The organism is Amycolatopsis silviterrae (genome assembly GCF_042684085.1).
Classification (GTDB): Bacteria; Actinomycetota; Actinomycetes; order Mycobacteriales; family Pseudonocardiaceae; genus Amycolatopsis; species Amycolatopsis silviterrae.
Window position 1 is genome coordinate 303,610 of record NZ_JBHUKS010000035.1, and the last position, 26,985, is coordinate 330,594.

A 26,985-nucleotide genomic window follows, 5' to 3' on the forward strand; every position below is an offset into this window, starting at 1 on the left:
GGTACTCAATCACTTGGTTAATTAACTGATGAGTTGAATATAGCTCCGCTGTCAACCCCTGAGAGCCGGGTCACTTCCAGCTCGGGTTTCCAATAGTAGGAAGTCCTAGTAAATTGGGAGGATGAGCGGCAGCGACCTGTACCGTCCCGCGAACCCGGTCCGGTTCGTCACGGCTTCCAGCCTGTTCGACGGCCACGACGCCTCGATCAACATCATGCGCCGGATCCTGCAGTCCCAGGGCGCGGAGGTGGTGCACCTCGGCCACAACCGGTCGGTCGACGAGGTGGCCACGGCCGCGATCGCCGAGGACGTCCAGGGCGTCGCCATTTCCGCCTACCAGGGCGGGCACGTCGAGTACTTCAGCTACCTCGTGGAGCTGCTGAACGAGCGCGGCGCGGGGCACATCAAGGTGTTCGGCGGCGGTGGCGGCGTCATCGTGCGCGAGGAGATCGACCTGCTGCACTCGCGCGGCGTGGCGCGGATCTTCTCGCCGGAAGACGGCTACGAGATGGGCCTGCCGGGCATGATCAACATGATGATCAAGGCCTGCGACAGCGACCTGTCCGCACAGCCGCCCGCCTCGGTCGACAAGCTGCTCTCCGGCGACGTGCCGGCGCTCGCGCGGGTGATCACCCAGCTGCAGCGCGAAAACCTGCCCGCGGAATGGCTGTCGGCGATCACCGAGGCCGCCGGGCAGAAGCACGTGCCGGTTCTCGGCATCACCGGCACCGGCGGGTCCGGCAAGTCCTCGCTCACCGACGAGCTGATCCGCCGTTTCCGTCTCGACCAGGAAGACAAGCTGCGCATCGCGGTGCTCGCGGTGGACCCGTCGCGGCGCAAGGGCGGCGGCGCGCTGCTCGGCGACCGGATCCGGATGAACTGCCTCGACGGCTCTCCGGTGTACTTCCGCTCGCTCGCGACCCGCACCACCAGCGGCGAGATTCCGGCCGGGCTGAAGGAATCGATCCTGGCGTGCAAGGCGGCCGGGTTCGACCTGGTGATCGTGGAGACGCCCGGTATCGGCCAGGGCGACGCGGGCATCGTCGACTACGTGGACGAGTCGCTGTACGTGATGACGCCGGAGTTCGGCGCCGCGTCGCAGCTGGAGAAGATCGACATGCTCGACTTCGCCGACGTGGTAGCGATCAACAAGTTCGAGCGCCGTGGCGCCGAGGACGCGCGTCGGGACGTCGCGCGGCAGCTGGTGCGCAACCGCGAGGCGTTCGGGTCCGCGCCCGAGGAGATGCCGGTGTACGGCACGAGCGCGGCGAAGTTCAACGACGACGGCGTGACCGCGCTGTACCAGCACCTGCGCGACATGCTCGCCGACCGCGGGCTGTCGGTGTCGGCCGGTACGCTGCCGGCGGTGGCGGGCAAGGTGTCCACGGACGCCAGCACGATCATCCCGGGCAACCGCGCGCGCTACCTCGCCGAGATTTCCGAGACGGTGCGCGGGTACCACGAGCAGACCGACAAGCAGGTCGCGGCGGTCCGCAAGCACGAGCACCTGGCCGAGGCCAAGGCCGCGCTGTCCGAGTTGGGCACAGTGGACGCGAGCACGGACGCGCTGGACGGTCTCATCGCCGCCGCCGAGTCCGATGTGGACGGCGAATCGACCAAGCTTCTCGAACGGTTCCAGGCGCTCGCCGCGGAATACCGCCAGGACGAGCTGGTGGTGAAGATCCGGGACAAGGAGCTGCACACCCAGCTGTGGCGGGAAACCCTGTCCGGCAACCGGATCCCGCGCGTCGCGCTGCCGCGCTACACCGAGTCCGGCGAGCTGCTTTCCTTCCTGCGCCGGGAAAACCTGCCCGGCTACTTCCCGTACACCGCGGGCGTCTTCCCGTTCAAGCGCGAGGGCGAGGACCCGGCGCGGATGTTCGCCGGCGAGGGCGACGCGTTCCGCACCAACCGCCGGTTCAAGCTGCTGTCGGCCGATTCCGAGGCCAAGCGGCTGTCGACGGCGTTCGACTCGGTCACGCTCTACGGCCACGACCCGGACACCCGCCCGGACATCTACGGCAAGGTCGGCACGTCCGGCGTCTCCATCGCGACGCTGGACGACATGAAGGCGCTCTACGACGGCTTCGACCTGACCGCGCCGAACACCTCGGTGTCGATGACGATCAACGGCCCCGCGCCGACGATCCTGGCGTTCTTCCTCAACACCGCGATCGACCAGAAGTTCGCCGAGTTCCGTGAGGAGCACGGGCGCGAACCGGCCGAAGCGGAGGCCGCGCAGCTGCGCGAGTGGGCGCTGAAGAACGTGCGCGGCACCGTGCAGGCGGACATCCTCAAGGAAGACCAGGGCCAGAACACCTGCATCTTCTCCACCGAGTTCAGCCTCCGGATGATGGCCGACATCCAGGAGTGGTTCATCCAGCACGGGGTGCGCAACTTCTACTCGGTGTCGATTTCCGGCTACCACATCGCCGAGGCCGGGGCGAACCCGATCTCGCAGCTGGCCTTCACGCTCGCCAACGGGTTCACCTACGTGGAGTCGTACCTGGCGCGCGGCATGGACATCGACGATTTCGCGCCGAACCTGTCGTTCTTCTTCTCCAACGGGATGGACGCGGAGTACTCGGTGCTCGGCCGGGTCGCGCGGCGGATCTGGGCCGTGGCGATGCGCGAGCGGTACGGCGCGAACGACCGGTCGCAGAAGCTCAAGTACCACGTGCAGACCTCCGGCCGGTCGCTGCACGCCCAGGAGATGAGCTTCAACGACATCCGCACCACGCTGCAGGCGCTGTGCGCGCTGTACGACAACGCGAACTCCTTGCACACCAACGCGTTCGACGAGGCGATCACCACGCCGTCGGAATCGTCGGTGCGCCGCGCGATGGCCATCCAGATGATCATCAACAAGGAGTGGGGCCTGTCGAAGAACGAGAACCCGCTGCAGGGTTCGTTCGTGATCGACGAGCTGACCGACCTGGTCGAGGAGGCCGTGCTCACCGAGTTCGACCGGATCTCCGAACGCGGCGGCGTGCTCGGCGCGATGGAGACCGGCTACCAGCGCGGCCGGATCCAGGACGAATCGCTGCTGTACGAGCGCAAGAAGCACGACGGCTCGCTGCCGATCATCGGCGTCAACACCTTCCGCAACCCGAAGGCCGGGGAGGACGACGTCGAGGTGGAGCTGGCCCGCGCGACCGAGGACGAGAAGCAGTCGCAGCTGCGCAGGCTCGCCGACTTCCAGCACGGGCACCGCGAGGAGGCCCAGCAGGCGCTCAAGGCGCTGCGCGAGGCGGCCACCCGCGGCGGCAACCTGTTCGACGTGCTCATGGATGCCGCGCGGGTGTGCTCGCTCGGTCAGATCACCGAGGCGTTCTTCGAGGTCGGCGGGCAGTACCGGCGCAACGTCTGACCCGTCACGCCCGCCGCGCGGCCAGCCGCAGCATCGGGACGAGGACCCGGCCCTGCTCGTCGACGTCCAGCGCGTTGAGCGCGGTCGGGTCCGGCTGCGCGTCCGGCGTGACGGAGGCGACCGCCGCGATGAGGCCCTCGCGGGTCATCGCGGTGGTGTATACGGCCTGCTCGATCACGTCGATCGTCCAGTCGCCGCCGACGGTGTCGCGCAGGTTCTGCTCGGTGATGCGGTACGGCACCGGGAAGTTCTCCGGTACCGCGTCGGAGAAGCAGAACACGTTCAGCTGTGCGCCGGACTTGGTCGCGCGCCCGAGCGCCGCCACGTACGCGTGCCGCTGCTCTTCGTCGAGACAGTGGTACAGCGCGCTGTCGAGGACCGCGTCGAAGCGGCCTTCGTAGCCGTCGAGCCGGGTGGCGTCCGCCTGGGCGAAGGTGACGTCCAGGCCGCGCTTCTCGGCTGCTTCGCGGGCTCGCGCGAGCGCGGTCGGCGCGCCGTCGAGACCGGTCACGCGGTGTCCGCGAGACGCGAGGAACAGGGCGTTTTCGCCGAGGCCGCACCCGATGTCGAGCACCTCGCCGTGGAATCCGCCGTCCGCTTCGAGCGCGACCACGGCCGGCTGCGGGCCGGCGATGTCCCACGGCATCTTGTCCCCGATCGGGGTCTTGCCCTGGTACATCTCCTCGAAGTCGACGTCTGTCACATCCATGCGCGGCCTCCTATTCAACGGGTGATGATTTCACGCTAGCGGACACTGCTGGTGATCTGTCAACAGCTCTCCGGGAATACCTGCCGGATCCCGGAGGTAGAAGGAGGCATGGATTTCGGGATCTCGACGTTCGTGACCGACGAAGGCATCCGGCCCGACGTGCTGGGCGAGGCGGCCGAGGAGCGCGGGTTCGCGTCGCTCTTCCTCGCCGAGCATTCGCACATCCCGGCGAGCCGGGAGACGCCGTACCCCAGCGGGGGCGAGCTGCCGCGGATCTACTACCGCACGCTCGACCCGTTCGTGGCCCTGACCGCGGCCGCGGTGAACACCTCGGAGCTGGTGCTGGGCACCGGGGTCGTGCTGCTGATCCAGCGCGACCTCATCCACACCGCGAAGGAGGTGGCGTCGCTCGACCTGGTGTCGCGCGGCCGGTTCGCGTTCGGGGTCGGGGCGGGCTGGAACCGGGAGGAAATGGCCAATCACGGCACCGACCCGAAGACCCGGGGCGCGCTGCTGAACGAGCAGATCGCCGCGCTGAAGGCGATCTGGACGCAGGAACAGGCGGAGTTCCACGGCAAGCACATCGACTTCGACCCGATCTTCGCGTGGCCGAAGCCGGTGCAGACGCCGCATCCGCCGATCCTGGTCGGCGGCGCGAGCGACGCGGCGCTGAAGCGGCTGATCGAGCACGGGGACGGGTGGATCCCGAACCCCGCGGTCTCGCCGGACCAGGTGCGCGACATCCGGCAGCGGCTCGCCGACGCGGGGCGTGGCGATATGCCGTCGCAGCTCTTCGGCGGACCGGCCGACGCGGACGCGATCAAGCAGTACGCCGACGCCGGGCTGGACCACTACGGGTTCATGCTGCCGACGCTGCCGGAGGCGGAAACGCTGGCGCTGCTGGACGAGTACGCCCGCTTGGCCGCCGCGCACCGGGCTGAGTAGCTGTCCGTGAAGGACTCCTTGAGGGAATCAGATTCCCGTGCCAGGGACTTAAGCCGGGCGGCGTCAGCTCGCTGACCGTCCATAAAGGACGCCCCAGCCAGCGAAATGCCCGGTTGGCGCCGATATGCCCGTTTCTTCAAGTCCGTGAGGGGAACCCTGAGGGAATCTGATTCCCTCAGGGTTCCCCTCACGGACGGCGCGACCAGTTCCCGCCGCTCGCGTCGGCCCCGGCGCAAGCCAGCGGTCCCTCAGTCGTACTCATAACGCCGCCTTAGGTCCCTGGCATGGGATCTGGGTCCGTGAAGGGGCCCTTCACGGACGTTCAGCGGGGGAGGCCGAGCACGCGTTCCGCGGCGGCGGAGAGCAGGACCTGCGTGGTGCCGCCCGCGATGGACAGACAGCGGGTGAGCAGGAATTCTTGCGCCGCAGGGGTTTCCGCGACCAGCTCGGACGCGAGGTCGAGCGCGAACTCCGCGGTTTCCTGCCGGTGCCGCACGCCGAGCAGCTTCGCCACCGACGATTCCGCGCCCGGGCCGAGGCCGTCCAGCCGCCGCAGTGTCGCTCGCAGGTCGAGCACCGAACACGCGCTGCCTTGGCCGATCAACGCGCCGAGCCGGTCGCGATCAACGTCTTCCGGGGCCGATTCCAGCAGCTCTTCGACGTTCTCGCCGACCGCCGAACCGCGGCCCAGCGCGACGCGTTCGTTCGCCAGCGTGGTGCGCGCCAGCTTCCAGCCCGCGCCGGGTTCGCCGACGACATCGGCGTCCGGCACGAACACGTCGTCCAGGAAAACCTCGTTGAACACGCTGCGCCCGGTGATCTCGCGCAGCGGCCGCGTCGTGATCCCGGCGGCGCGCATGTCGACCAGGAAGTAGGTGATTCCCTTGTGCTTCGGCACGTCCGGGTCGGTGCGGGCGAGGCAGATCGCCCAATCCGCCTCGTGCGCGAGCGACGTCCACACCTTCTGCCCGGTCAACAGCCAGCCGCCGTCCGTCCGCCGTGCCGCGGTGCGCAGCGAGGCGAGATCCGAGCCGGCGCCGGGCTCGCTGAACAGCTGACACCACGTCACTTCGCCGCGCAGCGTCGGCGCGGCGAAGCGTTCGCGCTGCTCATCGGTGCCGTGCGCGAGGATCGTCGGCACCGCCCAGCCGCCGATCACCATGTCCGGCCGCTTGATGTCCGCCGCCGTCAACGCGGCGTCGATCCTGAGCTGCTCCGCGGCGTCCGCGCCACGGCCGTACGGCTGCGGCCAGTGCGGGGCCAGCAATCCCGAGTCCGCGAGCGCGGTGCGCCGGTTTTCCTCCGGCAGCGCAGCGATTTCCGCGACCAGCCGGGTCACCTCGGCGTCCTCGCCGACGTTCACGCCGAGCGTCCGCCGCTTTCCGGCCAACGCCAGGTCCGCGGCGCGCTTCCGCCACCGCTGCGAACCGCCGAGCCACTGCCGCAATGCCAACGCGCGTCGCAGGTATAGGTGCGCTTCGTGCTCCCAGGTGAACCCGATCCCGCCGAGAACCTGAATGCAGTCCTTCGCGTTCTCGACCGCGGCGTCCAGCGCCACCGCCGCGGCGCTCGCGACCGCCAGCGGATCGCCGACCGCCGAAGCCGCGTCCCATGCCAGCGCCTCGGCGGCTTCGGTGCGGCACAACATTTCCGCACACAGGTGCTTGACCGCCTGGAAAGCGCCGATCACCTGCCCGAATTGCTCCCGGACCTTGGCGTACTCGACGGCTGTCGTCAGGCACCACCGTGCCACGCCCGCCGCTTCCGCGACTGCCAGCGTCGCCGCGAGATCGCGGACGTCCGGCAGATCCAGCACCTCGCCCGGCACGTCGGCCTTGACGCGGCCCAGCGAGCGCGAAAAGTCGAAGGGAGCCAACGGTTCCACCGCCGCTCCGGGCGGCACCAGCACGTATCGCTCGCCTCGTGGCACGAGCAGCCACGACCCGGCATCCGCGCCAGGCACTGCCTCCTCGTCCAATTGCACCGCCACGTGTGCGGTCCCGTCGGCGATCTCGGCGGCGAGTTCCTTCGAGTGCTCCGCGAGCAGCAGCCCGGCCAGCGCGGTGCTCAGCAACGGCCCCGGCACCAGCGCTTCGGCGGCGGCCGCGAGCCCGGCCGCGAGATCCGCGACGGTCCCGTCCGCCCCGTTGACCGACGCCGGCAACGCGACGCCGGTGAGCCCCAGCGCGGCGAACCCTTCCGGCAGGCCGGCGCCAGTGGTTTCGGCGGCCCGCACAGCGGCGACCGGATCGTGTGCCGCCGCCCAGTCCCGCACGGCGGCGGCGAGCGCGGTTTGTTCCTCGGTGAGCGCGACCGGCATCGGTCTCCTCCTCGCGGGGTACAGAGCTACTGGCGAGTGTAGAACGTGTTACAGTTTTTCCGCCAGGTGGTCGAGAGTTGAAGCTTTCTTCAGGGCAGGTACGCTTAGCCGGAAACTGGAACGAGTTCCGCGAGACTGAGGGCAGAGGGGATCAGCGATGCCGGGGAAGGCGAAGACGCCGGCGACGAAAGCGCGGGCGAACGGCCTCGGCGCGATGGGCGAGGAACTGGGCTCCGCGGCCCAGCGGGACCGCCGCCGCCGCATCATCGACGCGACGCTGTCACTGGCCTCCAAGGGCGGCTACGACGCCGTGCAGATGCGCGCGGTCGCCGAGAAGGCCGACGTCGCGCTGGGCACGCTGTACCGGTATTTCCCGTCGAAAATTCACCTGCTCGTGTCGGGTCTTGCCCAGCAGTTCGAGGCCGCGCACGAGAAAATCCAGCGCAGCGCGATCCCCGGCGAGACTCCCGCCGAGCGCCTGATGTTCGTCCTGGGCCGCAACACCCGCCTGATGCAGCGCGATCCGCACCTGACCGAGGCGATGGTGCGCGCGTTCATGTTCGCCGACACGTCCGCGGCCGCCGAGGTCGAACTGGTCGGCAGGCTGATGGAGGACATGTTCGCGAGCGCGATGGGCATCGACGACCCGACCGAGGCGGACCGCGACATCTTCCACGTGGTCGCCGACGTGTGGATGGCGAACCTGGTCGCGTGGGTGACCCGCCGCGCTTCGGCGGCGGACGTGGCGAGCCGGCTGGAGCTTTCGGTCCACCTGCTCCTGGACAAGTAGCGCCCCGACGCCGGGGACTCAAGCCGCGTCGCCTCAGCCTGGTGGCTGTCCATAAAGGACGCCTCGGTTGTCGAAATGCCCGATTGATGCCCAGGTGACTGCGTCTTTCCGTCCGTGAGGGGAACCCTCAGGGAATCTGATTCCCTCAGGGTTCCCCTCACGGACGACACACCCAGCTCCCGCCGCCCGAGTCGGCCCCGAAGCAAGCCAACCCGGTCCGCCGGCCGCTTCCGTCTGGGCGAACACGCCGCACCCGCAACGTCGCCTTGAGTTCCTGGCAGGAGGGAATCAGAGCCTCCCGAGGTTTCCGCACGGGCCTTCCGGCTCCCGCGCCCGGGGAATTGTCGGACCCGGGCGTTACGGTGCGGGGGTGGAGTTCGACCAGACCACCCAGGCCACCTACCTCCCCTCGGATCCCCCGCGTGAGGGAGTGCTGGCGTTGTGGGGCGACGAGATCGAGGGGGACACCCCGATCCAGCTCGTCCTGCCCGGCGGCGGGAAGTTCGCCCGCACCGAGGTGGTCGCCCGGCTCGTGCCGCTGGCGGACGCCATCCCGCGGCTGCTCGTCGTGCCGGACGAAACCAGCCCGGCCCTGGCCGCGTGGTCGGCGGTCGTCAACGCCGGGGTGAACCTGGTGGCGCGCGGGCGGTTGCGCCCGGCGTCCACGCCGAGCGGCCTGGGCACCTGGCGGGTCGGCCCCTTGGACGCGGCCGACGAAGAACTCCTGCGCGGGCTCGCCGCGGCCCTGCCGCCCGAAGCGCACGCGCTGCCGTTGTCCGGAGTGAAGCGGATCCGGTTGCACTCACCGGAATCCCTGGTTCGCGCGGTGTGGGACGCGGCGGCGGATGTGCTGGTGCGCAGTCCGGCGGCGGCGGTCGGGTCCGGCGGGGCCGCGTTCGCCGAAGCGCAGCCCACCCTGCTGGATCCGGACGGGGCGGCCTGGCTCACCGAACTGGAGGCGCGCCGCCCGGACGGCGCGCAGCTGCTGCTGCGGATCGAAGCGACCGACGAGGAATTCGCCGGAGTCCTGGCGGTCCGGTCCACCCTCGAACCGAGCCTGATCGTCGAAGCCGCCACGCTCTGGGACGCCCCCGAAGCGGTCCTGCACCGCCTCGGCGACCAAGTGGAAACCCAGCTCCTGCTTGGCCTGCGCCGGGGCGCGCGGGCCTGGCCGCCGCTGAGCCGGGTCCTGTCCGAACCGGCTCCCACCACGCTCCCGCTGTCCGACGACGAGGTGGTCGACCTGCTCGGCACCGGGGCCCGCGACCTGGGCGGCGCGGGCATCGAAGTGTTGTGGCCCAAGGATCTTTTCGCCGGGGAGGTCCGCGCGAAAGCGAGCGTCACGCAGGCGCCGGCGAGCGAATCCGGTCCGGCGTTCCCGCTCAACGGCCTGCTGGAATTCCGCTGGCGGCTCAGTCTCGGCGGCAGCGACCTCACCGACGAGGAGGTGGCGGCGCTCGCCGAAGCCAAACGCCCGCTTGTCCGGCTGCGCGGACAGTGGGTGCAGCTCGATCCCGCGCTGCTGGCGCGAATGCGGGCCAAACGGTCGCGGCTCACCGGAGCCGAAGCGCTCGCCGCGGCGCTCACCGGCGAGCTGGAAGTGGACGGCGAACGGGTCGAGTTCGCCCCGCAGCCCGCGTTGTCCGGGCTCGCCGCCCGGCTGCGCGATCGAGATCCCGCGCCCGTCGAGGAACCGGACGGGCTCACCGCCACGCTCCGGCCGTACCAGCGGGCGGGGCTGGGCTGGCTGGTCGCGATGACCGATCTCGGCCTCGGCGCGTGCCTTGCCGACGATATGGGGCTGGGCAAGACAATCCAGCTCATCGCACTGCACCTGCACCGCCGCGCGCTGGCCGCCGGGCCGACGCTGGTGCTGTGCCCCACGTCGCTGCTGGGCAACTGGGAACGCGAGTTCGGCAAGTTCGCGCCCGGCGTTCCGGTGCGCCGGTTCCACGGCGGCGGACGGCATCTCGACGACCTGGCCCCGGACGAGGTCGTGCTCGCCACGTACGGCGTGCTGCGCCGCGACCGCGAGCTGCTGTCCGAAGTGGACTGGGGCATGGTCGCGGCGGACGAGGCGCAGCACGTGAAGAACCCGTTGTCCGCCACGGCGAAAGAGCTGCGGCAGGTGCCCGCGGCGGCGCGGGTGGCGCTCACCGGAACCCCGGTGGAGAACCGGCTCACCGAACTGTGGTCGCTGCTCGACTGGACCACGCCGGGGCTGCTCGGGCCGCTGGAGAAGTTCCGGCGCACCGTCGCGCGGCCGATCGAACGGGACCGGGACGAGACGGTCACCGGAAGGCTGGCCGCGACGGTCCGGCCGTTTCTGCTGCGCCGCCGCAAAACCGACCCGGACATCGCGCCGGAACTGCCACGCAAGACTGAGACCGACCGGTACGTTCCGCTCACCGCCGAGCAGACCACGCTGTACGAGGCGGTGGTGCGGGAAAACCTGGCGCAGATCCGGGAGGCGCAGGGCGTGCAGCGGCGCGGCCAGGTGCTGAAGCTGCTCACCGAGCTCAAGCAGATCTGCAACCATCCGGCGCACTACCTCAAGGAAAGCTCCGGCGCGCTCACCGGCCGGTCGGGCAAGCTCGCCGCGTTCGAGGAGCTGCTGGACGTCATCCTCGACGAGGGCGAGAGCGTGCTGGTGTTCAGCCAGTACGTGCGGCTGTGCCGGCTGCTGGAGCGGCGGCTCGCCGAGCGCGGGCTGCCCACCGCGCTGCTGTCCGGCGAGGTCGGGCCGAAGCGGCGCGACGAGATGGTGGCCGCGTTCCAGTCCGGCGAGACGCCGGTGTTCCTGTTGTCGCTCAAGGCGGGCGGCGTCGGGCTCAACCTCACCCAGGCCACGCACGTGATCCACTACGACCGCTGGTGGAACCCGGCGGTGGAGGACCAGGCGACCGACCGCGCGTACCGGATCGGCCAGGACCGGCCGGTGCAGGTCCACCGGCTCATCGCGGAGGGCACGCTGGAGGAGCGCGTCGCCGCGGTGCTGGAGACCAAGCGCGGGCTGGCCGACGCGGTCGTCGGCGCTGGGGAGGACTGGATCACCGAGCTGTCCGACGACCAGCTCGCCGATCTCGTCCGGCTCGGGAGCGGCTGATGCCGCCGCGGCGCACGTTCGGCAGGCGATGGTGGGGCCGGGCGTGGGTGGAGGCGCTGGAGCAGCGCGCGAAGCTGGACCCGAACCGGCTGCCGCGCGGGCGGACGTACGCGCGCAAGGGCGTCGTGGACGGGCTGGCGATCAGCGCGGGCGAGATCACCGCGTGGGTGCGGGGAAGCAGGCCGGACCCGTACCGCGTCGCCATCCGGATGCGCGAGTTCAGCGCGGAGGAATGGGACACGCTGCTCGACGTCGCCGGCCGCCGGCTCGGGCACGCCGCCGCCCTGCTCGACGGAGAACTGCCGGAGGAGCTGGCCGTCCAGTCCCGCGAGGCCGGTGCCGACCTGCTGCCCGGCCCCGGCGATCTGCGGCCGCGCTGTTCCTGTCCGGACAGCGCGAATCCGTGCAAACACGTGGCGGCGGTGTACTACCTGGTCGCCGACGAGGTGGACGCCGATCCGTTCGTGCTGTTCACCCTGCGCGGCCGGGGCCGGGACGAGGTTTTGGCCCGGTTGCGCGAATTGCGCGCCCCCAGCGCGGTGCGGCCGGCTCGCGCTCCGGACGTCGGGCTGACGCCGAAAAAGGCGTACTCGCGCCGGATCGCGCCGCTGCCGCCGTTGCCCGCGCTCCCCGGCGAACCCGGCCCGCCCGCCGTGCTCGACCTCGATCCGCCCGCCCGCACCGGCCTGACGTCCGCGGCGCTCACCGCGCTGGCCGCCGACGCCGCCTCGCTCGCGTTCGGCCTGCTGCACACCCGGGATGCCTTGGCGGACTTGACTTTTGCCGAGGACCTGGCCCGTCGCGCGGCCCGGCCGGGCGCGGATGTTTTCGGGCTGGCCGAGGCTGCCGGGGTCGCGCCGTCGGAGCTGATCGTGTCCGCGCAGGCTTGGCGGGAAGCGGGGCGGAACGGACTGTCGGCGTTGCGGGATGTGTGGAGTCCCAGCCCCGGGCCGCTGGCGGCGGCCCGCGCGGAGCTGGCGGAGTTGCCGGGGGAGGTGAAGGTGTGGCGTAACCGGGTGACGGCCGGGGCGGTCCAGCTCCGGTACGGACGGGACAGCCGGTGGTACCGGTTCGTGCGCGTCGCGGGCCAGTGGTGGCCGGACGGGCCGTCGGCCGAGCAGCCGGTCGATCTCGCCTACCCCGCGGAGAGCTGAGTCGTGCGAGCGAGCGGGGCGGCGTGTCCGGTGGAGGGCTGAGTCGTGCGGGCGAGCGGGGCGGCGTGTCCGGTGGAGGGCTGAGTCGTGCGGGCGAGCGGGACGGCCTGCCCGGCGGAGGGTTGAGTCGTGCGGGCGAACGGGACAGCCTGCCTGACGGAGGGCTGACTCACGCGAGCGAAACGAGACGGTCCGTCTCGTTTCGTGCTACCGTCGGCGGCATGACGAGAACATGGGTGATCACCGGGACCGGTCGCGGGCTGGGCCGGACGCTGGCGCTGGCCGCCGCGGAAGCGGGCGACCGGGTGCTGGCGACGGTCCGCGCGCCGGGGAGCGCGCCGGAGCACCGGAACGTCGTGGAACACGTGCTCGACGTGCGGGACCGGGCCGCCGCGCGGGAAGCCGTCGGCCGGGCGGTGGCCGAGTTCGGCCGGCTGGACGTCGTGGTGAACAACGCCGGGTACGGGCTGGTCGGCATGGCCGAGGAAGCGAGCGAGGACGAGGCGCGGGACATCCTGGAGACGAATCTGCTCGGCGCGTTGTGGCTGACCCAGGCGGCGCTGCCGGTGCTGCGCGGACAGCGGTCGGGGCACGTCGTGCAGGTCTCGTCGGTCGGCGGGGCCGGTTCGGTGCCGGGATTCGGCCTGTACAGCGCGAGCAAATGGGGGCTGGAAGGGATGAGCGAGGCGATCGCGCAGGAGGTCGCGGAGTTCGGCGTGCGGGTGAGCATCGTCGAGCCCGGCGGGATGGACACCGAATGGGCGACCGGCAGCATGCGGTTCGCCGCCCCGGACCCGGCCTACGACGGGCTGCGCGAGCGGATGTTCGGCACCACGGCCGTGCCGTGGGCGACCAGCGGCACCGGCGGGGGCACGCCGCCCGCGGAGATCGCCGCCGAGATCCTGCGGCACGTCAACGACCCGGACGACCGGCGGCTCCGGGTGCTGGCCGGCGACGACGCCCCCGCGATGGTCGCGACCGCACTGGCCGGCCGGCTGACGGATTACCGGCAGGACAAGCGTTTCGCCGACGCGGAGATCTGACATGGCGCGCGCCAGCACCCGGGCCCGCGTCCACGCCGCGGTGCTCTCGCTGGCCGCCGAGGCCGGTTTCGGCGGCCTGAGCATGGAGGGCATCGCGGCCCGCGCGGGCGCCGGGAAGCAAACGCTGTACCGGACGTGGTCGTCGCCCGCCGAGGTACTGCTGGACGCGCTGCTGGAGCAAAGCCTGGACGCTTCCGGCGAGGTCGCCGTCCCGGACACCGGCGACCTGCGCGCGGACCTGGAAACCTTGGTCGCCGGGATGATCGCCGAGCTGACCGACCCGGCGACCGACCGCCTGCTCCGCGCGGTGACCGCCGAATTGCAGACCGACCTGGCCGTCGGTGCTGAGGTCTTGGATCGGCTGCTGGGCCCGCAGTTGCGCGCGATCGCCGACCGCCTGGCCCGGGCCGGTGTCGAGTCCGCGGAGGATGGTGCGGAACTGTTGCTGGGGCCGGTTTTTCATCGGTGGCTGTTGCGTACGCGGCCGTTTACGGCGGAGTGGCCTGCTGCTCATGTGGCGCGGGTGCTGCGCGCGGTGTCGCTTTAGGCTGTCCGACAGCGAGGATCCCCGGGATGCGCTCGCTGTGGAGAAGGAGACCGTGCTTGGTCTGCGCTCGTCGAAGCTGAGTCGGCCTGCTGAACCCTGCGGTGAACCAGGGCAGGCTCGAAGCCCCGCTCACCCGCCAGAAGGCTCCGTCCCCCGCAACTCGATGCAACAACCCCCGTCGCGCGGCGAGACCCGAGCCGTCGACACCCCGGGCACCTGCAGTCCTTCCACCACCCCGGTCAGGAACCGGTCCGTCATCCCGCACACCAGGTCCGGCGCGCGGCCGGCCAGCGGCTGGAACGGGCAGTTGCGCAGGCGCAGGCACACCGGCGTCTCGCGGTTCGGCTCGAAGCCGTGCCGGGCGAGCACCGTGCCGGTCAGCGTCAGCCCGCGTTCCGTGCCCAGGCGGCCCGGGCGGGAGCGTTCGCGTTCGGCTTCGCCGGCCGCGGCGCCGTGCCGTCCGGCCTCGCGCAGGGCGGCGTCGCGGGCCGGTTCCCCGGGGGCCGCCGAGGCGACCGCGTCGACCAGGATCGCGGCCAGGACGTCCGGGTGCCGGGGCGGGATGGTGATCGCGAAATCGGTCGCGGCGGGCTCGTAGACCTTCGGGGCGCGGCCCACCTTGCGGACTCCGCCGACGGTCTCGTAGCGGGCGCGCAGCAGGCCGGCCGTCACGAGTTTGTCCAGGTGGAACGCCGCCAGCTTGCGCGAGATGCCGACCGCCGCGGCGGCCTCCTCGCGCGTCACCGGGCGGCCGGCGCCGCGGATGAAGGCGTACATCCCCCGGCGCAGGTCCTCGTCCAGCGCCGCTACCGCGCGGATAGTCGCCAGGTCACTCGTCACACCTCCACGATAACGCCCAGCGAGGTTCTCCGAACCCGCTACCCGGCTTGTTCACCTGGTCACATTGACTCCGCCGGGCGATAAGACCAAGATTTATAGGCGAAACCCGTCCTGTCAGCCCGGAAGCCCGAGGATCGCCCATGTCCGGAACCGCCCTCCGCGTCGTCCACGAGCCCGTCCCCGGCTTCGACCTGGCCGCGGCCGAAAGCGCGGCGGGGGACTTCCTGCGCGCGCTCGGCATCAGCCTCGATTCGGAGAGCCTGCGCGGCACTCCCGGCCGGATGGCCCGCGCGTACGCCGAACTGTTCACGCCCCGCGCGTTCGACCTCACGACCTTCCCCAACGACGAGGGCTACGACGAGCTGGTGCTGGCCCGCGACATCCCGGTGCGGTCGGTCTGCGAGCACCACCTGCTGCCCTTCATCGGGGTCGCGCACGTCGGGTACCTGCCGGGCGACCGGATCCTCGGGCTGTCGAAGCTCGCGCGGGTGGTCGAGCATTTCGCGTGCCGTCCGCAGGTGCAGGAGCGGCTGACGAAGCAGATCGCGGGCTGGCTCGGCGACCAGCTTTCGCCGAAGGGCGTCGGCGTGGTGATCGAGGCCGAGCACACCTGCATGACGCTGCGCGGCGTCCAGGCGACCGGTTCCTCCACGGTCACGTCCACCCTGATGGGCACGCTCCGCGAGGACGCCCGGTCGCGTCAGGAGTTCTTCTCGCTGACCGGGGTCAACGCCTGAGCGTGCGCCCAGTCGAGAAAATGCTCGACGCCGCGCACCACGTGCGTGCTGCGGATTGACGGGAAGACGTCGAACGCGTGCTGTGCGCCGGCGAGTTCCGCGTACGCCACCGGGTTGGCCGATTTGGCACGCAGGCGGGAGACGAACTCCCGCGCCTCCGCGACCGGCACCAGCGAATCGTGGCGGCCGTGGATCACGAAGAACGGCGGCGCGTCCTCGGCGACCCGGTCCATCGGGGACGCCGCGAGGTAGTCGTCCATCCGGTGCTCCGGGGCGAACACCCGCCGCGCCATCAGGCTTTCCAGGCGGTACCGGCTTTCCTCCTCGCCGGTGGACGCGGCGATGTCGTACACGCCGTAGTGCGGCACGCAGGCCTGCACGCTCGTGTCCGCCTCCTCGAACCCCGGCTGCAGCGCCGGGTCGTTCTGGCTCAGCGCGAGCAGCGCGGCCAGATGCCCGCCTGCCGAACCGCCGGTGACCGCGACGAAGCGCGGATCGCCGCCGTACTCCGCGACGTGCTCGCGGATCCAGGCGAGCGCTTGCTTGGCCGCCACGATGTGCGCGGGCCAGCGCGAGGCGGGGGAGAGCGGGTAGTTGATCGCGACGCAGACCCAGCCGCGGCGGGCGAGGTGGCGCATCAGCGGCAGGCCCTGCTGTTCCTTGTTGCCGATCGTCCACGCGCCGCCGTGGATCTGCAGCAGCACCGGCGCGTCGCGGACCGTTTCGCGCGGCCGATAGACGTCCAGGAGGAAGCGTTTGCCGCCCGGGGCGTACGCGACATTCCGGTCGCGCACGACGTCCGGTTCGTGCATCCGGAACGGCATCAGCAGCCGTCCCCACGGCGTCGAGAAGTCCGACGGGTTCGCGAGCTGGGCCGGGTAGTCCTCGCCGAGTGCTTCGGTGAGCGCGGACTCGACCTCGTTGCGGGCCTTCTGCGAGGTCGCGATGAGCGACGCGAAACCGGCCGCGGACAGGGTTGCCAAAGCCAGCCCTGCGCGATCGCTGCGGCGGCGCAACCCGTGGCGCGCGAGGTGCTGCACGGTGTCGGCCGCGGTGAGCGCGAGCAGGTGCGGCGCGAGTTCGCCGGTGAGCCAGCCGGCGAAGAACACCGGCACCGAGGTGGGCCGCGGTTTCGGCGGGCGCAGCGCGAGAGCGGCGAGGCCGAGCTGCGCCGCGCGGCGGGTCACGAAGTCCGGTTTCACCTTCCCGATGCTACCTCCGCCGAGAGCCCCGGCCGGGGTTCTGCCTTACGCTGGCAGGCATGCAGCGACTGAGCGGGCTGGACGCGAGCTTCCTCTACCTGGAGACGCCCTCGCAGGTCCTGCACGTCTGCGGCCTGCTGACGCTGGACGGCTCGACCATGCCGGGCGGCTACACGTTCCCCGAGTTCAAGCGGAGGCTGGCCGAACGGGTCGCGGTGATCCCGGCGTTCCGCCGCAAACTCCACAATCCACTCTGGAACCTGAACCATCCGGTGTGGGTCGAGGACGAGGATTTCGACCTCGACAACCACGTGCACCGGATCGGCCTTCCCGCGCCGGGCGACGACCGGGAGCTGGCCGAGCTGTGCGCGCACATCGCCGGGCAGCGGCTCGACCGCGCGCATCCGCTGTGGCAGTGCTACGTCATCGAAGGATTGTCCGGCGGGCGGCTCGCGGTGCTGCTGAAAATGCACCACGCGAGCGTCGACGGCGTCGGCGGGGCGAGCCTGATCGGCTACCTCGCCGGGCTCGAACCCGACGCCCCGCTGCCCGAGTTGCCCGACGGCGAGCAGCACAACGACGGCCTGCCCACCCGGCTGCGGCTGCTGCGCGAGAGCGCCGACGCGCTGCTGCACCGGCCGTTCGAGATCGCCCGGCTGCTGCCGGAGCTGCTCGGGCTGGTGCCGAAGTGGGCGGGGAAAGCGTTGCGCGGCAAGGGCATGCCGGTGCCGTTCACCGCGCCGCGGACCTCGCTGAACGGCACCATCACCGGACATCGTTCGGTCGCGTTCGCGCAGCTGGACCTCGACGCGGTGAAACAGGTCAAGGACGCCTTCGGGGTCACCGTGAACGACGTGGTGCTGGCGCTGGTTTCCGGCGCGCTGCGGCAATTCCTGCTCGGCCGCGGCGAACTGCCCGGGGATCCGCTGGTGGCGACGGTCCCGGTGTCGGTGCACGAACGCACGGAACGCGACCACGGCAGCAACCGCGTGTCGGCCTTTTTCGCTTCGCTGCCAACGCATCTGCCCGATCCGGCGGCGCGGGTGTTCTTCCTGGCCGAGGCGAACCGGCGGGCGAAGGACCACCATTACGACATCGACGCCGACATGCTCGCCGACTGGGCCCAGTTCTCCCCGGCGACGGTGTTCGGACTGGGCGTGCGCGCGTACTCGGCGCTGCGGCTGGCCGAACGGCATCCGGTGGTGCACAACCTGATCATCTCCAACGTCCCCGGTCCGCCGATGCCGCTGTACCTGCTGGGTGCGCGGATCACCGGCCTGTACCCGCTGGGGCCGGTGTTCCACGGGGCCGGGCTCAACGTCACGGTGCTGTCGAATGACGGCAAGGTCGGCGTCGGGTTGTTGGGGGCCAAGGAATTGGTGAAGGACCTGTGGCCGTTGGCGGACGCGTTGCCGGAGGCGTTGGACGAGCTGAGCAAGGCTGCGCCGGTTTAACGGCTGCGTTTCTTCGCGGTGTAAGGGATATCGGCGAACTTCAGCGTCGCGCGCAGGCTGCGCACCGCTCGGTCCAGACGCAGCAGGGCGACCTGCGAGAGCGTGAACAGCTCGTCCACATTCCACGAACGCCCGGCAGCAGCGAGCACGACCGTGTCCGGTGCCCCGCCCAGCATCCGGCCAGGGTCCAATGTGGACACCTTGTCGGCCAGCTGTGCCAACGCGTCCGGCTCGTCGTGCAGAGCCTCGGCGGATACGAGGGCCTGGGTGTAGAGGTGGCTGGCGGCGGTGGCGCGGCCCAGCCATTTGACGTGGATCAGCTCGTCGCCGGGGCCGAGCAGATCGCACAGCTCGAACCGCGGGTGCAGGGGAGTGCTGGCGAAATCCTTGTCCAGGCACAGGTACCCGGGCTCAAGGGCGGCGACCTGCCGGCAGTACCGGTGTTCGTCGTCGGGCCGGCCGCTCGGCTTCCAGGCGAGGTCCGGCCAGAGGTGCTTGCGCGCCAGCAGATCGCGCACCTGGTCCCGCATCTGCGCGACGTAGGTCTCGCCGATCCGGTACCAGCGGGACTGATGGAAGACGTACCGGGTGTGCTCGACGGTCGTCTCGGACACCAGCCAGCGAGCGGCGGGCAGCGGCGCGCCGGTGGGTTCTGTGCCCGCTTCGTCGGCGCAGGTCGTGATGCGGCCCGCGCGCAGCGCTTTCAGCCGTCGCGCAACGGGAATTCCGCCGAGACGGGTGGTGAGGTGGTCGAGTTCGAGGCGGCCGGGGACGTGGATCGGGCCGCCGGGGCCGAGGCCGGTGATGCGGAACGAGCCGGCGTTCTCCGCGTCGTTCGCGGCGCTCGACGGCCAGGCCAGGCCGAGCGCGTCGCTGCCGCCGAGTGCTTCGGCGAGTTGCCGTTCCAGCTCGGGGACAAGCGGATGGTGGCGGTCCATCGGGCGGGTCTGGGCGATGAAGCGCAGCGCGGAATCCGCGTCCGGCTCGTTGACTACGGCGCCGACCGCGTCGAGATCGGCCAGGAAGGCTTCGGGATCCTTGGCCAGCGGTGCCCACAGCGAGGTGCCGACGCGGATGCGGTAGCGCTTGCCGGTCACCCGGCCGTAGGTGAGGTCGGTGAGATCCGCCGAACCGGCCAGCCGGTGCACGAGATCGCCGTACGGTTCGAGCCGGAACGCGGACAGTTCGCCGCCGCCGGGGATGGAGATCTGCGTGGCGCGCGCGGAAACGTCCAGCGCGGCGCTCGCGACCAGCCCGAGGTCGAACGGGTCGAGCCGGCGGATGCCGAAGCGCAGTCCGAAACCCTGCTCGACGTGTTCGTCGTTGAGCACGAGATGTCCCGCGCCCCAGGTGACCGCGTAGGTCCACGGCGGACGCGGCACGAGCAGCACGGCGAACGGCAGTGTCGAAGGCAGGTCCAGCGGGCCGCCGCCGAGCGCTTCGGCGTGCTGCAGCCATTGCGGGGCCTCGGTGCGGAACGCGCCCGCGACCAGCCGGGCGCGCGTGCCGGGCAGGTCGACCGGGCGGTCGGCGCTGATCTGCTCGGGGGAGAGCGGGGTCAGCAGGTCGGTTTCCGCCGCGGAACCGTCGAGGCGGAACAGGGACGCCGGACGGCTGGGGGCAGGCATGACCACCACCGGGAGGACGGAATTCCAGGACGTCCGTTCAGCCTAGGCCGCGCGGCGGTCCGGCCGGTTAATCACGGAGCGCGAATGGCGTGCGGAATGGTGAAATCCCGCTGAATCACCCATTCACGGGACGCGGTACCGGCCGATGATAGGGTTTCCTTTCGGGATGCGTCTAAGTGGGTTTGCCGAGGCTGGGCAACGGTTCAGTGAGCTGGTGATGGCCGTTTACTGGACACGGAATGGCGGTTTGGATAAATCGTCCGGCCTTCTCGGAAGAACCTGTTCGCCGGGCAGGAATGGGCTGTCCGGGGCGGTGTATTCGCATTTCGGTGACGCACGGTGAGCGATTTGCCGGACGAACACCTCGGCGAATGGGCTAGCCGGGTCGCCCGCCCGCCGCGGCACGGTTCGCGCTGCCGCGCGTGCCCGACTACCCTGGCCGAGTCGTTTCCGGTCGGCCCGCCTGCGGGGGCAGCATGATGACAGTCCCGATGTTCGCGCACGGCGACCGTCTCACCCGTCGGGACCTGGAGACGATCTCGGATGAACGCCGCCGGTACGAACTGGTGGACGGGACGCTTCTGGTGAGCCCGTCCCCGCGTCCGCTGCACCAGCGGGTGGTCGCGCGCCTTCTCGCCGCGCTCACCCCGGTGTGCCCTGCCGACTGCGAGGTCCTGCCCGCGCCGGTGGACGTGGTGCTCGACGAGTTCACCGTGATGATCCCGGACGTCGTGGTCGGCCGCCGCGAGACGTTCACCGAACGCGCGCTGGTCGGCGTCCCGGTGCTGGCGGTCGAGGTGGTCTCGCCGTCGAGCAGGCACATCGACCGCTTCCTCAAGCCGGCCCGGCTCGCGCTCGCGGGCTGCCCGTACTACTGGGTGATCGAGCCGAACGAGCCGACGCTGAGCTGCTTCCGCCTGGCCGAGGGCGAGTACGTGCTGGACGGCGAGGCGACTGGGGACGACGTGGTGCGGCTGGAGGAGCCGTATCGGCTGGAGTTGCGGCCCGCGGACCTCGTGAGTGGCAATCACGGTTAGAACCGGGATCGCCACTCACGACACCCCCTACGCCGAATCCGCTACCCGCACTTGCCCGGCCGCCTGCACCGACGTACACGCCGCCATCAACGCCGCCACGAACTGATCCGCCGCGAAAACACACGCCGTATGCCCAGCCGGGATCTCATACGTCGCCGCCCCCGGAATCCGCCGCGCCAGGCTCCGCTGATGCGCCGGCGCGATGAACCCGTCCCGTGAAGTCACCACCACCGCGGCGGGCAGGTCGAGCGTGTGCAGCCACGGCGTCGAGTCGAAGCGGCCGATCTCGTCCAGCGCCACCGCGATCGCCCACGGGCTCGTGGAGCGGAATTCCTCCAGCGCCCACCGGTGATCCTCCAGCCGGGCGAGGCGTTCGCGGCGGGGTTCGCCGGGGACGAGGCCGATGCGGGCCTGGTCGCGCAGCAGGTGCAGGGTGCGGCCGAACAGGTCGAGTGCCACGCGTTGCCGGAGGCCGCGGCGGAAGTTGCTCGCCGTCGAGCACAGCACCAGGCCGGTGACGCGGTCCGGGAAGCGGTGCGCGGCCAGCTGGCCGACCATGCCGCCCATCGAGTAGCCCGCGACCATGAACTCGCCGATGCCGAGCGCGTCCGCGACCGCCACCACGTCGTCCGCGCAGTCTTCGAGGCTGAACTCGTGCGAGCGGATGCCCTGGCCGTGCCAGCGCTGGTCGAACACGACGACCCGGTGGTTCTTCGACAGCCGCTCCAGCGCGGGGTACCAGGTGAGCAAGCCGGTGCAGGCGACCGAGTGCAGCAGGAGCACCGCGGGCGCGTGCCGCGGGCCGACGTCGACCACGACGGTTTGGCCGCGTCCGGGCAGCGGCAGCGGCTTCGGATCGGGGACGCCCGCGGTGGACGGGATGGTCGCGAGCTTGCGCGTGGCCTGCCAGCCGACGTCGCCCAGCGCTGATTTGAGAACTTGTTCCGCACCCACGTCGGCGTGCCGCCCCTCTTCGCTCGCCCGGTCGATCCACAGCCCGGGCCCCGAAGCCGGGGGTTGCCGAGCCAGCCCATTCCGGCTAAAAATAGAACGTGTTCCACCTAGGTGGAGGGAGACCGGAGTGGACTTCACCCCCGACGATACGCAGGGCGAGATCGCCTCGCTCGCCGCGCAAGTGCTCGGGAAGGCCGACGAGCCCGCGGACCAGTGGCGAGCGCTGGCCGGCGCGGGCCTGCTCGCGCTGCCGTTGCCCGCCGACCTCGACGGGGACGGGCTCGGCGTCGACCACGTCGCCCCGGTGCTCACCGAGGTGGGCCGGGCCGCGGCGGCGGTGCCCGCGTACGCCGTGCTGGCGCTCGGCATCCTGCCGATCGAAGCGCTTGGCACCCCGGCGCAGCGCGCCGAATTCCTCCCGCCCGCAGCGGCGGGGGAGACCATTCTCACTGCGGCCTTGCACGAGCCGTCCGCACCGCTGACCTCCATCCCCGGGACCAGCGGTGCGGCGGCGGACGGCGCGTGGGCGGTGACCGGCGTCAAGACGCACGTGCCGTACGCGGCCGAGGCAGCACGGATTCTCACGCCCATCGCGTTGCCGGGCGGTACCGGCGTCGCGTTGGTGGATCCGCATGCCGACGGAGTCGAGGTGCTGCCCGCGTACAACGCGACCGGGACGCCGGAGTACACCGTGCGGTTCGACGGCGCGCGGGTGAGCGAGGCCGATTTCCTGCGTGACCGCACGCCTGGGCATGCGTTGCAGACCTTGCACCGCTTCGCCTTGGCGGGTGCGCTCGCGCTCGGCGACGGACTGCTCGCCGGTGCGCTGGCTTTGACGGCCAAGCACGTCGGCGAGCGCGAGCAATTCGGCCGTCCACTTGCGACTTTCCAAGCGGTGGCACAGCAGATCGCGGACGTTTACGTCGCTTCCCGCACGGTGCACCTGGCCGCGCAGTCGGCGGTGTGGCGGCTGGCGTCCGGATTGGACGCGGACACCGAGCTGGACATCGCCGCGTACTGGCTGACCGAGGAAGCACCGTCCGCGCTGGCGATCTGTCATCACCTGCACGGCGGGGTCGGCGTGGACCGCACCTATCCGCTGCACCGGTACTCGTCGGCGATGAAGGATCTCGGCCGCGCGGTCGGGGGAGCGGCGCACCGGCTCGGCAAGCTGGGCGAACGAGTGGCGGGATGAGCATGCACATCGAACTGACGGCCGCGCAGCAGGAACTGCGGGCGCAGCTGCGCGAGTACTTCGCGGGCCTGCTGACGGCCGACGAGCGCCGGGCGCTGCTGCGGGAGCGGCACGGGCAGGTGTACCGCGACGTCGTGCGGCGGATGGGCCGCGACGGCAAGCTCGGCGTCGGCTGGCCCAAGGAGTACGGCGGCGGCGGTTTCGGCGAGATCGAGCAGCACATCTTCGTGGACGAAGCCGCCCGCGCGGACGTCCAGCTGCCGTCGGTGACGCTGCAGACAGTCGGGCCGACGCTGCAAGCTTTCGGTACGGAGGAACAGAAAGCCCTTTTCCTGCCGAAGATTCTGGCCGGGGAAGTGCACTTCGCCATCGGGTACACCGAGCCGGAGGCCGGGACGGATCTCGCCTCGCTGCGCACGCGCGCGGTCCGCGACGGCGACGATTACGTGATCAACGGACAGAAAATCTTCACCACCGGCGGCCACGACGCGGACTACGTCTGGCTCGCCGTGCGCACCGATCCGGACGCGCCCAAGCACAAGGGCATCTCGATCCTCATCGTCGACACCCGCGACCCCGGCTATTCGTGGACGCCGATCATCACCTGCGACGGCGCGCACCACGTCAACGCGACCTTCTACGAGGACGTCCGGGTGCCGGCGAACATGCTGGTGGGCGAGGAAAACCGGGGCTGGCGGCTGATCACGACGCAGCTCAACCACGAGCGCGTGATGCTCGGCCCGGCCGGGCGCATCGGCGGCCTGCACGACCGCGTGTGGGCGTGGGCGGCGGCGCGCCGGACCCCGGACGGCACGCCGCTGCTCGACCTTCCGGACGTGCGCGCGGTGCTGGCCGAGACGTTCGCGGTCGCGCGGGTCAACGAACTGCTGAACTGGCAGGTCGCGGCGGCCGCGGCACACGGGTCGGTCGAGATCGCCGACGCCTCGGCGACCAAGGTGTTCTCCTCGGAGCGCATCCAGCGGATCGGGCGGCTGCTGGAGGAACTGGTCGGGCGGCACGGCGACCTCGCCGACCCGGACACCGCGGAACTCGCCGAATGGCTCGACGTGCTGGCTAAACGGAACCTGGTGCTGACGTTCGGCGGAGGCGTCAGCGAGATTCAGCGCGAACTGATCGCCTCCGCCGGACTGAAACTGCCGAGGGTGCCGCGATGACGATCGAGGAAGCCGCCGCGAAAATCGCCGCACAGGGCGAAAGTGCGCCGAGGTACGCGCGCGATCCGGTGAACCAGGCGATGGTGCACAACTGGGTCGAGGCGATCGGCGACGCCAACCCGGTCTACACCGACGCGGAGTTCGCCGAGTCGAGTGTCCACAAGGGACTTGTCGCGCCGCCGGCGATGGCGCAGGTGTGGACCATGCCGGGGCTGCACGGCGTGCGCGGGGACGACGACCCGCTCGGCTTGATCCTCAAGGTGCTCGACGACGCCGGGTTCACGTCCATTGTGGCCACCAACTCCGAGCAGACTTACCACCGCTACCTGCGGCCCGGCGAACACGTTTCGACCACGAACGTCCTAGAAGACGTCACCGGCCCGAAGCGCACCGGGCTCGGCGAAGGCTGGTTCGTGACCACCCGGACGAATTGGTACGTCGACGGGGAACTGGTGGCGGACATGGTGTTCCGCGTGCTGAAGTTCCGGCCGCGCGAACCGGAACCGCCGCCGTCGCCGGTGCTGCGGCCGGTGATCAGCCACGACACCGCGTTCTTCTGGGAAGGCTTGCGCGAAGGCGAACTGCGCATCCAGCGCTGGGGCGAGGTGCTGCGGCATCCGCCCGGCCCGATGCCGCCGGACGGATCGCTCGACACGGTGCCGGACTACGTCGTCGCCAGCGGGCGCGGGACGGTCTACAGCTTCGTCGTGCACCACCATCCGGCGGTGCCGGGCAAGCGGCTGCCGTTCGTGGTCGCGCTGGTGGAACTGGAGGAAGGCGTGCGGGTGATGGCCGAACTGCTGGACGCCGACCCGGCCGAGGTCCACATCGGACTTCCGGTGACCGCCGCGTTCGTGCGCGTCGACGACGAACTGACCCTGCCCGCGTGGAAGGTGGCGCGATGACTGCCGCAGTCGGAACCGAACTGCCGCCGATGGTGCTCGAAGCGTCGCCGACGTTCGTGATCAGCACCGCGCTGGCGACGCGGGATTTCCAGGACGTGCACCACGACCGGGACGCCGCGGTCGCGCGCGGTTCGAAGGACATTTTCCTCAACATTCTTACCGACACCGGGCTTGTGCAGCGGTATGTGAGCGACTGGGCAGGACCGCAGGCGCTCGTGCGCTCGATCAAGATCCGGCTCGGCGTGCCGTGCTACGCCGGGGACACGCTCACCTTCTCCGGCCGGGTCATCGCCCGCGACGGCAATGACGTCGAGCTGGAAGTGTCCGCTATGGACAGTCTGGGTGCGCACGTGACCGGCACGGTTTCGCTGACGCTGCCGGAGGAGGACGCATGACGTTCACCGGAACCACCGCCATCGCAGGGATCGGCGCGACGGAGTTCTCCAAGGACTCCGGGCGCAGCGAGCTGCGGCTGGCGGCCGAATGCGTGAGCCACGCGCTGGCGGACGCCGGGCTGACTCCGTCCGATGTGGACGGCATGGTGTCGTTCACGATGGACGGCAACGCGGAAATCGCGCTCGCCCGCGAACTGGGCATCCCGGAGCTGACCTTCTTCAGCCGCGTGCATTACGGCGGCGGCGCGGCGGCGGCGACCGTGCAGCAGGCGGCCATGGCGGTATCCAGCGGCATCGCCGATGTCGTGGTGGCGTACCGGGCGTTCAACGAGCGCTCCGGGATGCGGTTCGGGCGAGTGTCGCCGGCGGCGGCGCAGCAGGTGAACACGTCCGGAGTGGACAATGCGTTCCACTACCCGATGGGCATCGCGACCCCGGCCGCGACGGTGGCCATGGTCGCGCAGCGGTACCTGCACGAATACGGGGCCACCAGCGAGGATTTCGGCAAGATCGCGGTCATCGACCGGGCGCACGCGGCGACCAACCCGAACGCGTGGTTCCACGGCAGGCCGATCACGCTGGAGGAGCACCAGGCCTCGCGCTGGGTCGCGGAACCCTTGCACCTGCTCGATTGCTGCCAGGAAAGCGACGGCGGGGTCGCGCTGGTGATCACCAGCCTCGAACGCGCGCGCGACCTGCGGCAGCCGCCGGTGGTGGTCTCGGCGGCGGCGCAGGGCAGCGGGCCCGATCAGTACGTGATGACCAGCTACTACCGCGACGATCTCGCCGCGCTGCCGGAAATGGGCGTGGTCGGGCGGCAGCTGTGGGCGCAGTCCGGGATCGGACCGTCCGATGTGGACGTCGCGGTGCTGTATGACCACTTCACCCCGTATGTGCTGATGCAGCTGGAGGAACTGGGCTTCTGCGGGCGCGGCGAGGCGAAGGACTTCATCGCGGGCGACACGCTGACCCTCGGCGGGAAGCTGCCGCTCAACCCGCACGGCGGCCAGCTCGGCGAGGCGTACATCCACGGCATGAACGGCATCGCGGAGGCGGTCCGGCAGCTGCGCGGGACGGCGGCGAACCAGGTCGCCGGCGCGGGCACGGCGGTGGTGACGGCGGGGACGGGGGTTCCGACTAGTGGGCTGGTGTTGACGGGGTCGTGAGTGTTTATCCCGGTTAGAACCCAACGCCGGATTGATGCTCGCCTGACCGCATCTTCACGTCCGTGAGGGGAACCCTGAGGGAATCTGATTCCCTCAGGGTTCCCCTCACGGACCGCAAACCCGCCCCCGGCACCGTCAGCGCCGGCTTAAGCCACGCGGCATTGGGTTAGAACCGGCTCAGGCACTCACGACTGGAGCTTGTCGGCCCGCGCATAGCCCTTGTGGGTCAACGCGGATCACCTCATTGCTGGCTGGTGCCTCCCGGCTCGCGCGTGTCACGGTAGTAAGGCCGTGTGACGCAGCGTGTCCGGAT

General features: G+C 70.7%; 21 protein-coding genes. 15 read left to right on the forward strand and 6 right to left on the reverse strand.

What is annotated here, in order from left to right; genetic code table 11:
* The first annotated feature begins 121 nt into the window (after positions 1-121).
* Entirely contained in the window at positions 122-3,370 is a 3,249-nt protein-coding gene (gene icmF / locus ACFSVL_RS42185; RefSeq protein WP_378313015.1) for a fused isobutyryl-CoA mutase/GTPase IcmF, read from the forward strand.
* 4 nt (positions 3,371-3,374) lie between these two features.
* On the opposite strand, the gene ACFSVL_RS42190 is transcribed toward icmF, so the two are convergent.
* Entirely contained in the window at positions 3,375-4,079 is a 705-nt protein-coding gene (locus ACFSVL_RS42190) for a class I SAM-dependent methyltransferase (RefSeq protein WP_378313016.1), read from the reverse strand.
* 108 nt (positions 4,080-4,187) lie between these two features.
* On the opposite strand from ACFSVL_RS42190, the gene ACFSVL_RS42195 reads away from it, so the two are divergent.
* Positions 4,188-5,024: an LLM class F420-dependent oxidoreductase gene (locus ACFSVL_RS42195; RefSeq protein ID WP_378313018.1), complete on the forward strand. Its 837-nt coding sequence runs from the start codon at positions 4,188-4,190 to the stop codon at positions 5,022-5,024.
* 322 nt (positions 5,025-5,346) lie between these two features.
* Here ACFSVL_RS42195 and ACFSVL_RS42200 read toward each other — a convergent pair whose 3' ends face one another.
* Positions 5,347-7,344 (reverse strand): acyl-CoA dehydrogenase family protein, encoded by a 1,998-nt coding sequence (locus ACFSVL_RS42200; protein ID WP_378313020.1) that lies wholly within the window; start codon positions 7,342-7,344, stop codon positions 5,347-5,349.
* 157 nt (positions 7,345-7,501) lie between these two features.
* Here ACFSVL_RS42200 and kstR point away from each other — a divergent pair, with 157 nt between their 5' ends.
* From kstR to ACFSVL_RS42225, 5 genes are all read left to right on the forward strand, one after another.
* The gene (gene kstR / locus ACFSVL_RS42205; RefSeq protein ID WP_378313022.1) at positions 7,502-8,134 is read left to right on the forward strand and encodes a cholesterol catabolism transcriptional regulator KstR; all 633 of its coding nucleotides are present in this window, start codon (positions 7,502-7,504) and stop codon (positions 8,132-8,134) included.
* Positions 8,135-8,504: 370 nt separating this feature from the next.
* Entirely contained in the window at positions 8,505-11,240 is a 2,736-nt protein-coding gene (locus tag ACFSVL_RS42210) for a DEAD/DEAH box helicase (RefSeq protein WP_378313024.1), read from the forward strand.
* Positions 11,240-12,394: an SWIM zinc finger family protein gene (locus ACFSVL_RS42215; RefSeq protein ID WP_378313026.1), complete on the forward strand. Its 1,155-nt coding sequence runs from the start codon at positions 11,240-11,242 to the stop codon at positions 12,392-12,394. Before ACFSVL_RS42210 ends, ACFSVL_RS42215 begins: the two co-directional genes overlap by 1 nt.
* Positions 12,395-12,615: 221 nt before the next feature.
* A complete protein-coding gene (locus ACFSVL_RS42220; RefSeq protein WP_378313028.1) occupies positions 12,616-13,437 on the forward strand; it encodes an SDR family NAD(P)-dependent oxidoreductase in 822 nt (273 codons plus the stop codon).
* Position 13,438: 1 nt separating this feature from the next.
* Positions 13,439-13,984 (forward strand): TetR/AcrR family transcriptional regulator, encoded by a 546-nt coding sequence (locus ACFSVL_RS42225; RefSeq protein WP_378313030.1) that lies wholly within the window; start codon positions 13,439-13,441, stop codon positions 13,982-13,984.
* A gap of 129 nt (positions 13,985-14,113) precedes the next feature.
* On the opposite strand, the gene ACFSVL_RS42230 is transcribed toward ACFSVL_RS42225, so the two are convergent.
* A complete protein-coding gene (locus ACFSVL_RS42230; RefSeq protein WP_378313032.1) occupies positions 14,114-14,824 on the reverse strand; it encodes a helix-turn-helix transcriptional regulator in 711 nt (236 codons plus the stop codon).
* Between the two features lie 140 nt (positions 14,825-14,964).
* Between ACFSVL_RS42230 and folE the strand changes: the two genes are divergently transcribed.
* Positions 14,965-15,561, forward strand: coding sequence for a GTP cyclohydrolase I FolE (folE, locus tag ACFSVL_RS42235; RefSeq protein WP_378313034.1), 597 nt, complete (start codon positions 14,965-14,967; stop codon positions 15,559-15,561).
* On the opposite strand, the gene ACFSVL_RS42240 is transcribed toward folE, so the two are convergent.
* Positions 15,525-16,763, reverse strand: a complete 1,239-nt coding sequence (locus ACFSVL_RS42240) for an alpha/beta hydrolase fold domain-containing protein (RefSeq protein WP_378313035.1) — start codon at positions 16,761-16,763, stop codon at positions 15,525-15,527. The genes folE and ACFSVL_RS42240 overlap by 37 nt on opposite strands.
* A 59-nt stretch (positions 16,764-16,822) precedes the next feature.
* Between ACFSVL_RS42240 and ACFSVL_RS42245 the strand changes: the two genes are divergently transcribed.
* Positions 16,823-18,217, forward strand: a complete 1,395-nt coding sequence (locus tag ACFSVL_RS42245; protein ID WP_378313037.1) for a WS/DGAT/MGAT family O-acyltransferase — start codon at positions 16,823-16,825, stop codon at positions 18,215-18,217.
* On the opposite strand, the gene ACFSVL_RS42250 is transcribed toward ACFSVL_RS42245, so the two are convergent.
* Positions 18,214-19,845 (reverse strand): TIGR04141 family sporadically distributed protein, encoded by a 1,632-nt coding sequence (locus ACFSVL_RS42250; protein WP_378313039.1) that lies wholly within the window; start codon positions 19,843-19,845, stop codon positions 18,214-18,216. The two genes, ACFSVL_RS42245 and ACFSVL_RS42250, sit on opposite strands and share 4 nt — an antisense overlap.
* 491 nt (positions 19,846-20,336) lie before the next feature.
* Between ACFSVL_RS42250 and ACFSVL_RS42255 the strand changes: the two genes are divergently transcribed.
* Positions 20,337-20,882 (forward strand): Uma2 family endonuclease, encoded by a 546-nt coding sequence (locus ACFSVL_RS42255; RefSeq protein ID WP_378313218.1) that lies wholly within the window; start codon positions 20,337-20,339, stop codon positions 20,880-20,882.
* A gap of 27 nt (positions 20,883-20,909) precedes the next feature.
* Here ACFSVL_RS42255 and ACFSVL_RS42260 read toward each other — a convergent pair whose 3' ends face one another.
* Positions 20,910-21,836, reverse strand: coding sequence for an alpha/beta fold hydrolase (locus ACFSVL_RS42260; protein ID WP_378313041.1), 927 nt, complete (start codon positions 21,834-21,836; stop codon positions 20,910-20,912).
* Between the two features lie 127 nt (positions 21,837-21,963).
* On the opposite strand from ACFSVL_RS42260, the gene ACFSVL_RS42265 reads away from it, so the two are divergent.
* The 5 genes from ACFSVL_RS42265 to ACFSVL_RS42285 are packed head-to-tail and all read left to right on the forward strand — an operon-like array spanning position 21,964 to position 26,672.
* Positions 21,964-23,031 carry an acyl-CoA dehydrogenase family protein gene (locus ACFSVL_RS42265; RefSeq protein ID WP_378313043.1) on the forward strand — a complete coding sequence of 356 codons (1,068 nt, stop codon included), beginning with the start codon at positions 21,964-21,966 and terminating at the stop codon, positions 23,029-23,031.
* 2 nt (positions 23,032-23,033) lie between these two features.
* Positions 23,034-24,206, forward strand: coding sequence for an acyl-CoA dehydrogenase family protein (locus ACFSVL_RS42270; protein ID WP_378313220.1), 1,173 nt, complete (start codon positions 23,034-23,036; stop codon positions 24,204-24,206).
* Positions 24,203-25,111, forward strand: a complete 909-nt coding sequence (locus tag ACFSVL_RS42275; RefSeq protein ID WP_378313045.1) for a bifunctional MaoC family dehydratase N-terminal/OB-fold nucleic acid binding domain-containing protein — start codon at positions 24,203-24,205, stop codon at positions 25,109-25,111. Before ACFSVL_RS42270 ends, ACFSVL_RS42275 begins: the two co-directional genes overlap by 4 nt.
* Positions 25,108-25,506 carry a MaoC family dehydratase gene (locus tag ACFSVL_RS42280; RefSeq protein ID WP_378313047.1) on the forward strand — a complete coding sequence of 133 codons (399 nt, stop codon included), beginning with the start codon at positions 25,108-25,110 and terminating at the stop codon, positions 25,504-25,506. Before ACFSVL_RS42275 ends, ACFSVL_RS42280 begins: the two co-directional genes overlap by 4 nt.
* Positions 25,503-26,672 carry a lipid-transfer protein gene (locus ACFSVL_RS42285; protein WP_378313049.1) on the forward strand — a complete coding sequence of 390 codons (1,170 nt, stop codon included), beginning with the start codon at positions 25,503-25,505 and terminating at the stop codon, positions 26,670-26,672. Before ACFSVL_RS42280 ends, ACFSVL_RS42285 begins: the two co-directional genes overlap by 4 nt.
* The last annotated feature ends 313 nt before the right edge of the window (positions 26,673-26,985 follow it).

What these genes read in the sequence shown, in the direction of transcription:
- icmF (WP_378313015.1), top strand. Translation starts at nt 122, where the DNA reads ATGAGCGGCAGCGACCTGTACCGTCCCGCGAACCCGGTCCGGTTCGTC.
- ACFSVL_RS42190 (WP_378313016.1), bottom strand. Translation starts at nt 4,079, where the DNA reads ATGGATGTGACAGACGTCGACTTCGAGGAGATGTACCAGGGCAAGACC.
- ACFSVL_RS42195 (WP_378313018.1), top strand. Translation starts at nt 4,188, where the DNA reads ATGGATTTCGGGATCTCGACGTTCGTGACCGACGAAGGCATCCGGCCC.
- ACFSVL_RS42200 (WP_378313020.1), bottom strand. Translation starts at nt 7,344, where the DNA reads ATGCCGGTCGCGCTCACCGAGGAACAAACCGCGCTCGCCGCCGCCGTG.
- kstR (WP_378313022.1), top strand. Translation starts at nt 7,502, where the DNA reads ATGCCGGGGAAGGCGAAGACGCCGGCGACGAAAGCGCGGGCGAACGGC.
- ACFSVL_RS42215 (WP_378313026.1), top strand. Translation starts at nt 11,240, where the DNA reads ATGCCGCCGCGGCGCACGTTCGGCAGGCGATGGTGGGGCCGGGCGTGG.
- ACFSVL_RS42220 (WP_378313028.1), top strand. Translation starts at nt 12,616, where the DNA reads ATGACGAGAACATGGGTGATCACCGGGACCGGTCGCGGGCTGGGCCGG.
- ACFSVL_RS42225 (WP_378313030.1), top strand. Translation starts at nt 13,439, where the DNA reads ATGGCGCGCGCCAGCACCCGGGCCCGCGTCCACGCCGCGGTGCTCTCG.
- folE (WP_378313034.1), top strand. Translation starts at nt 14,965, where the DNA reads ATGTCCGGAACCGCCCTCCGCGTCGTCCACGAGCCCGTCCCCGGCTTC.
- ACFSVL_RS42245 (WP_378313037.1), top strand. Translation starts at nt 16,823, where the DNA reads ATGCAGCGACTGAGCGGGCTGGACGCGAGCTTCCTCTACCTGGAGACG.
- ACFSVL_RS42250 (WP_378313039.1), bottom strand. Translation starts at nt 19,845, where the DNA reads ATGCCTGCCCCCAGCCGTCCGGCGTCCCTGTTCCGCCTCGACGGTTCC.
- ACFSVL_RS42255 (WP_378313218.1), top strand. Translation starts at nt 20,337, where the DNA reads ATGTTCGCGCACGGCGACCGTCTCACCCGTCGGGACCTGGAGACGATC.
- ACFSVL_RS42270 (WP_378313220.1), top strand. Translation starts at nt 23,034, where the DNA reads ATGCACATCGAACTGACGGCCGCGCAGCAGGAACTGCGGGCGCAGCTG.
- ACFSVL_RS42275 (WP_378313045.1), top strand. Translation starts at nt 24,203, where the DNA reads ATGACGATCGAGGAAGCCGCCGCGAAAATCGCCGCACAGGGCGAAAGT.
- ACFSVL_RS42280 (WP_378313047.1), top strand. Translation starts at nt 25,108, where the DNA reads ATGACTGCCGCAGTCGGAACCGAACTGCCGCCGATGGTGCTCGAAGCG.
- ACFSVL_RS42285 (WP_378313049.1), top strand. Translation starts at nt 25,503, where the DNA reads ATGACGTTCACCGGAACCACCGCCATCGCAGGGATCGGCGCGACGGAG.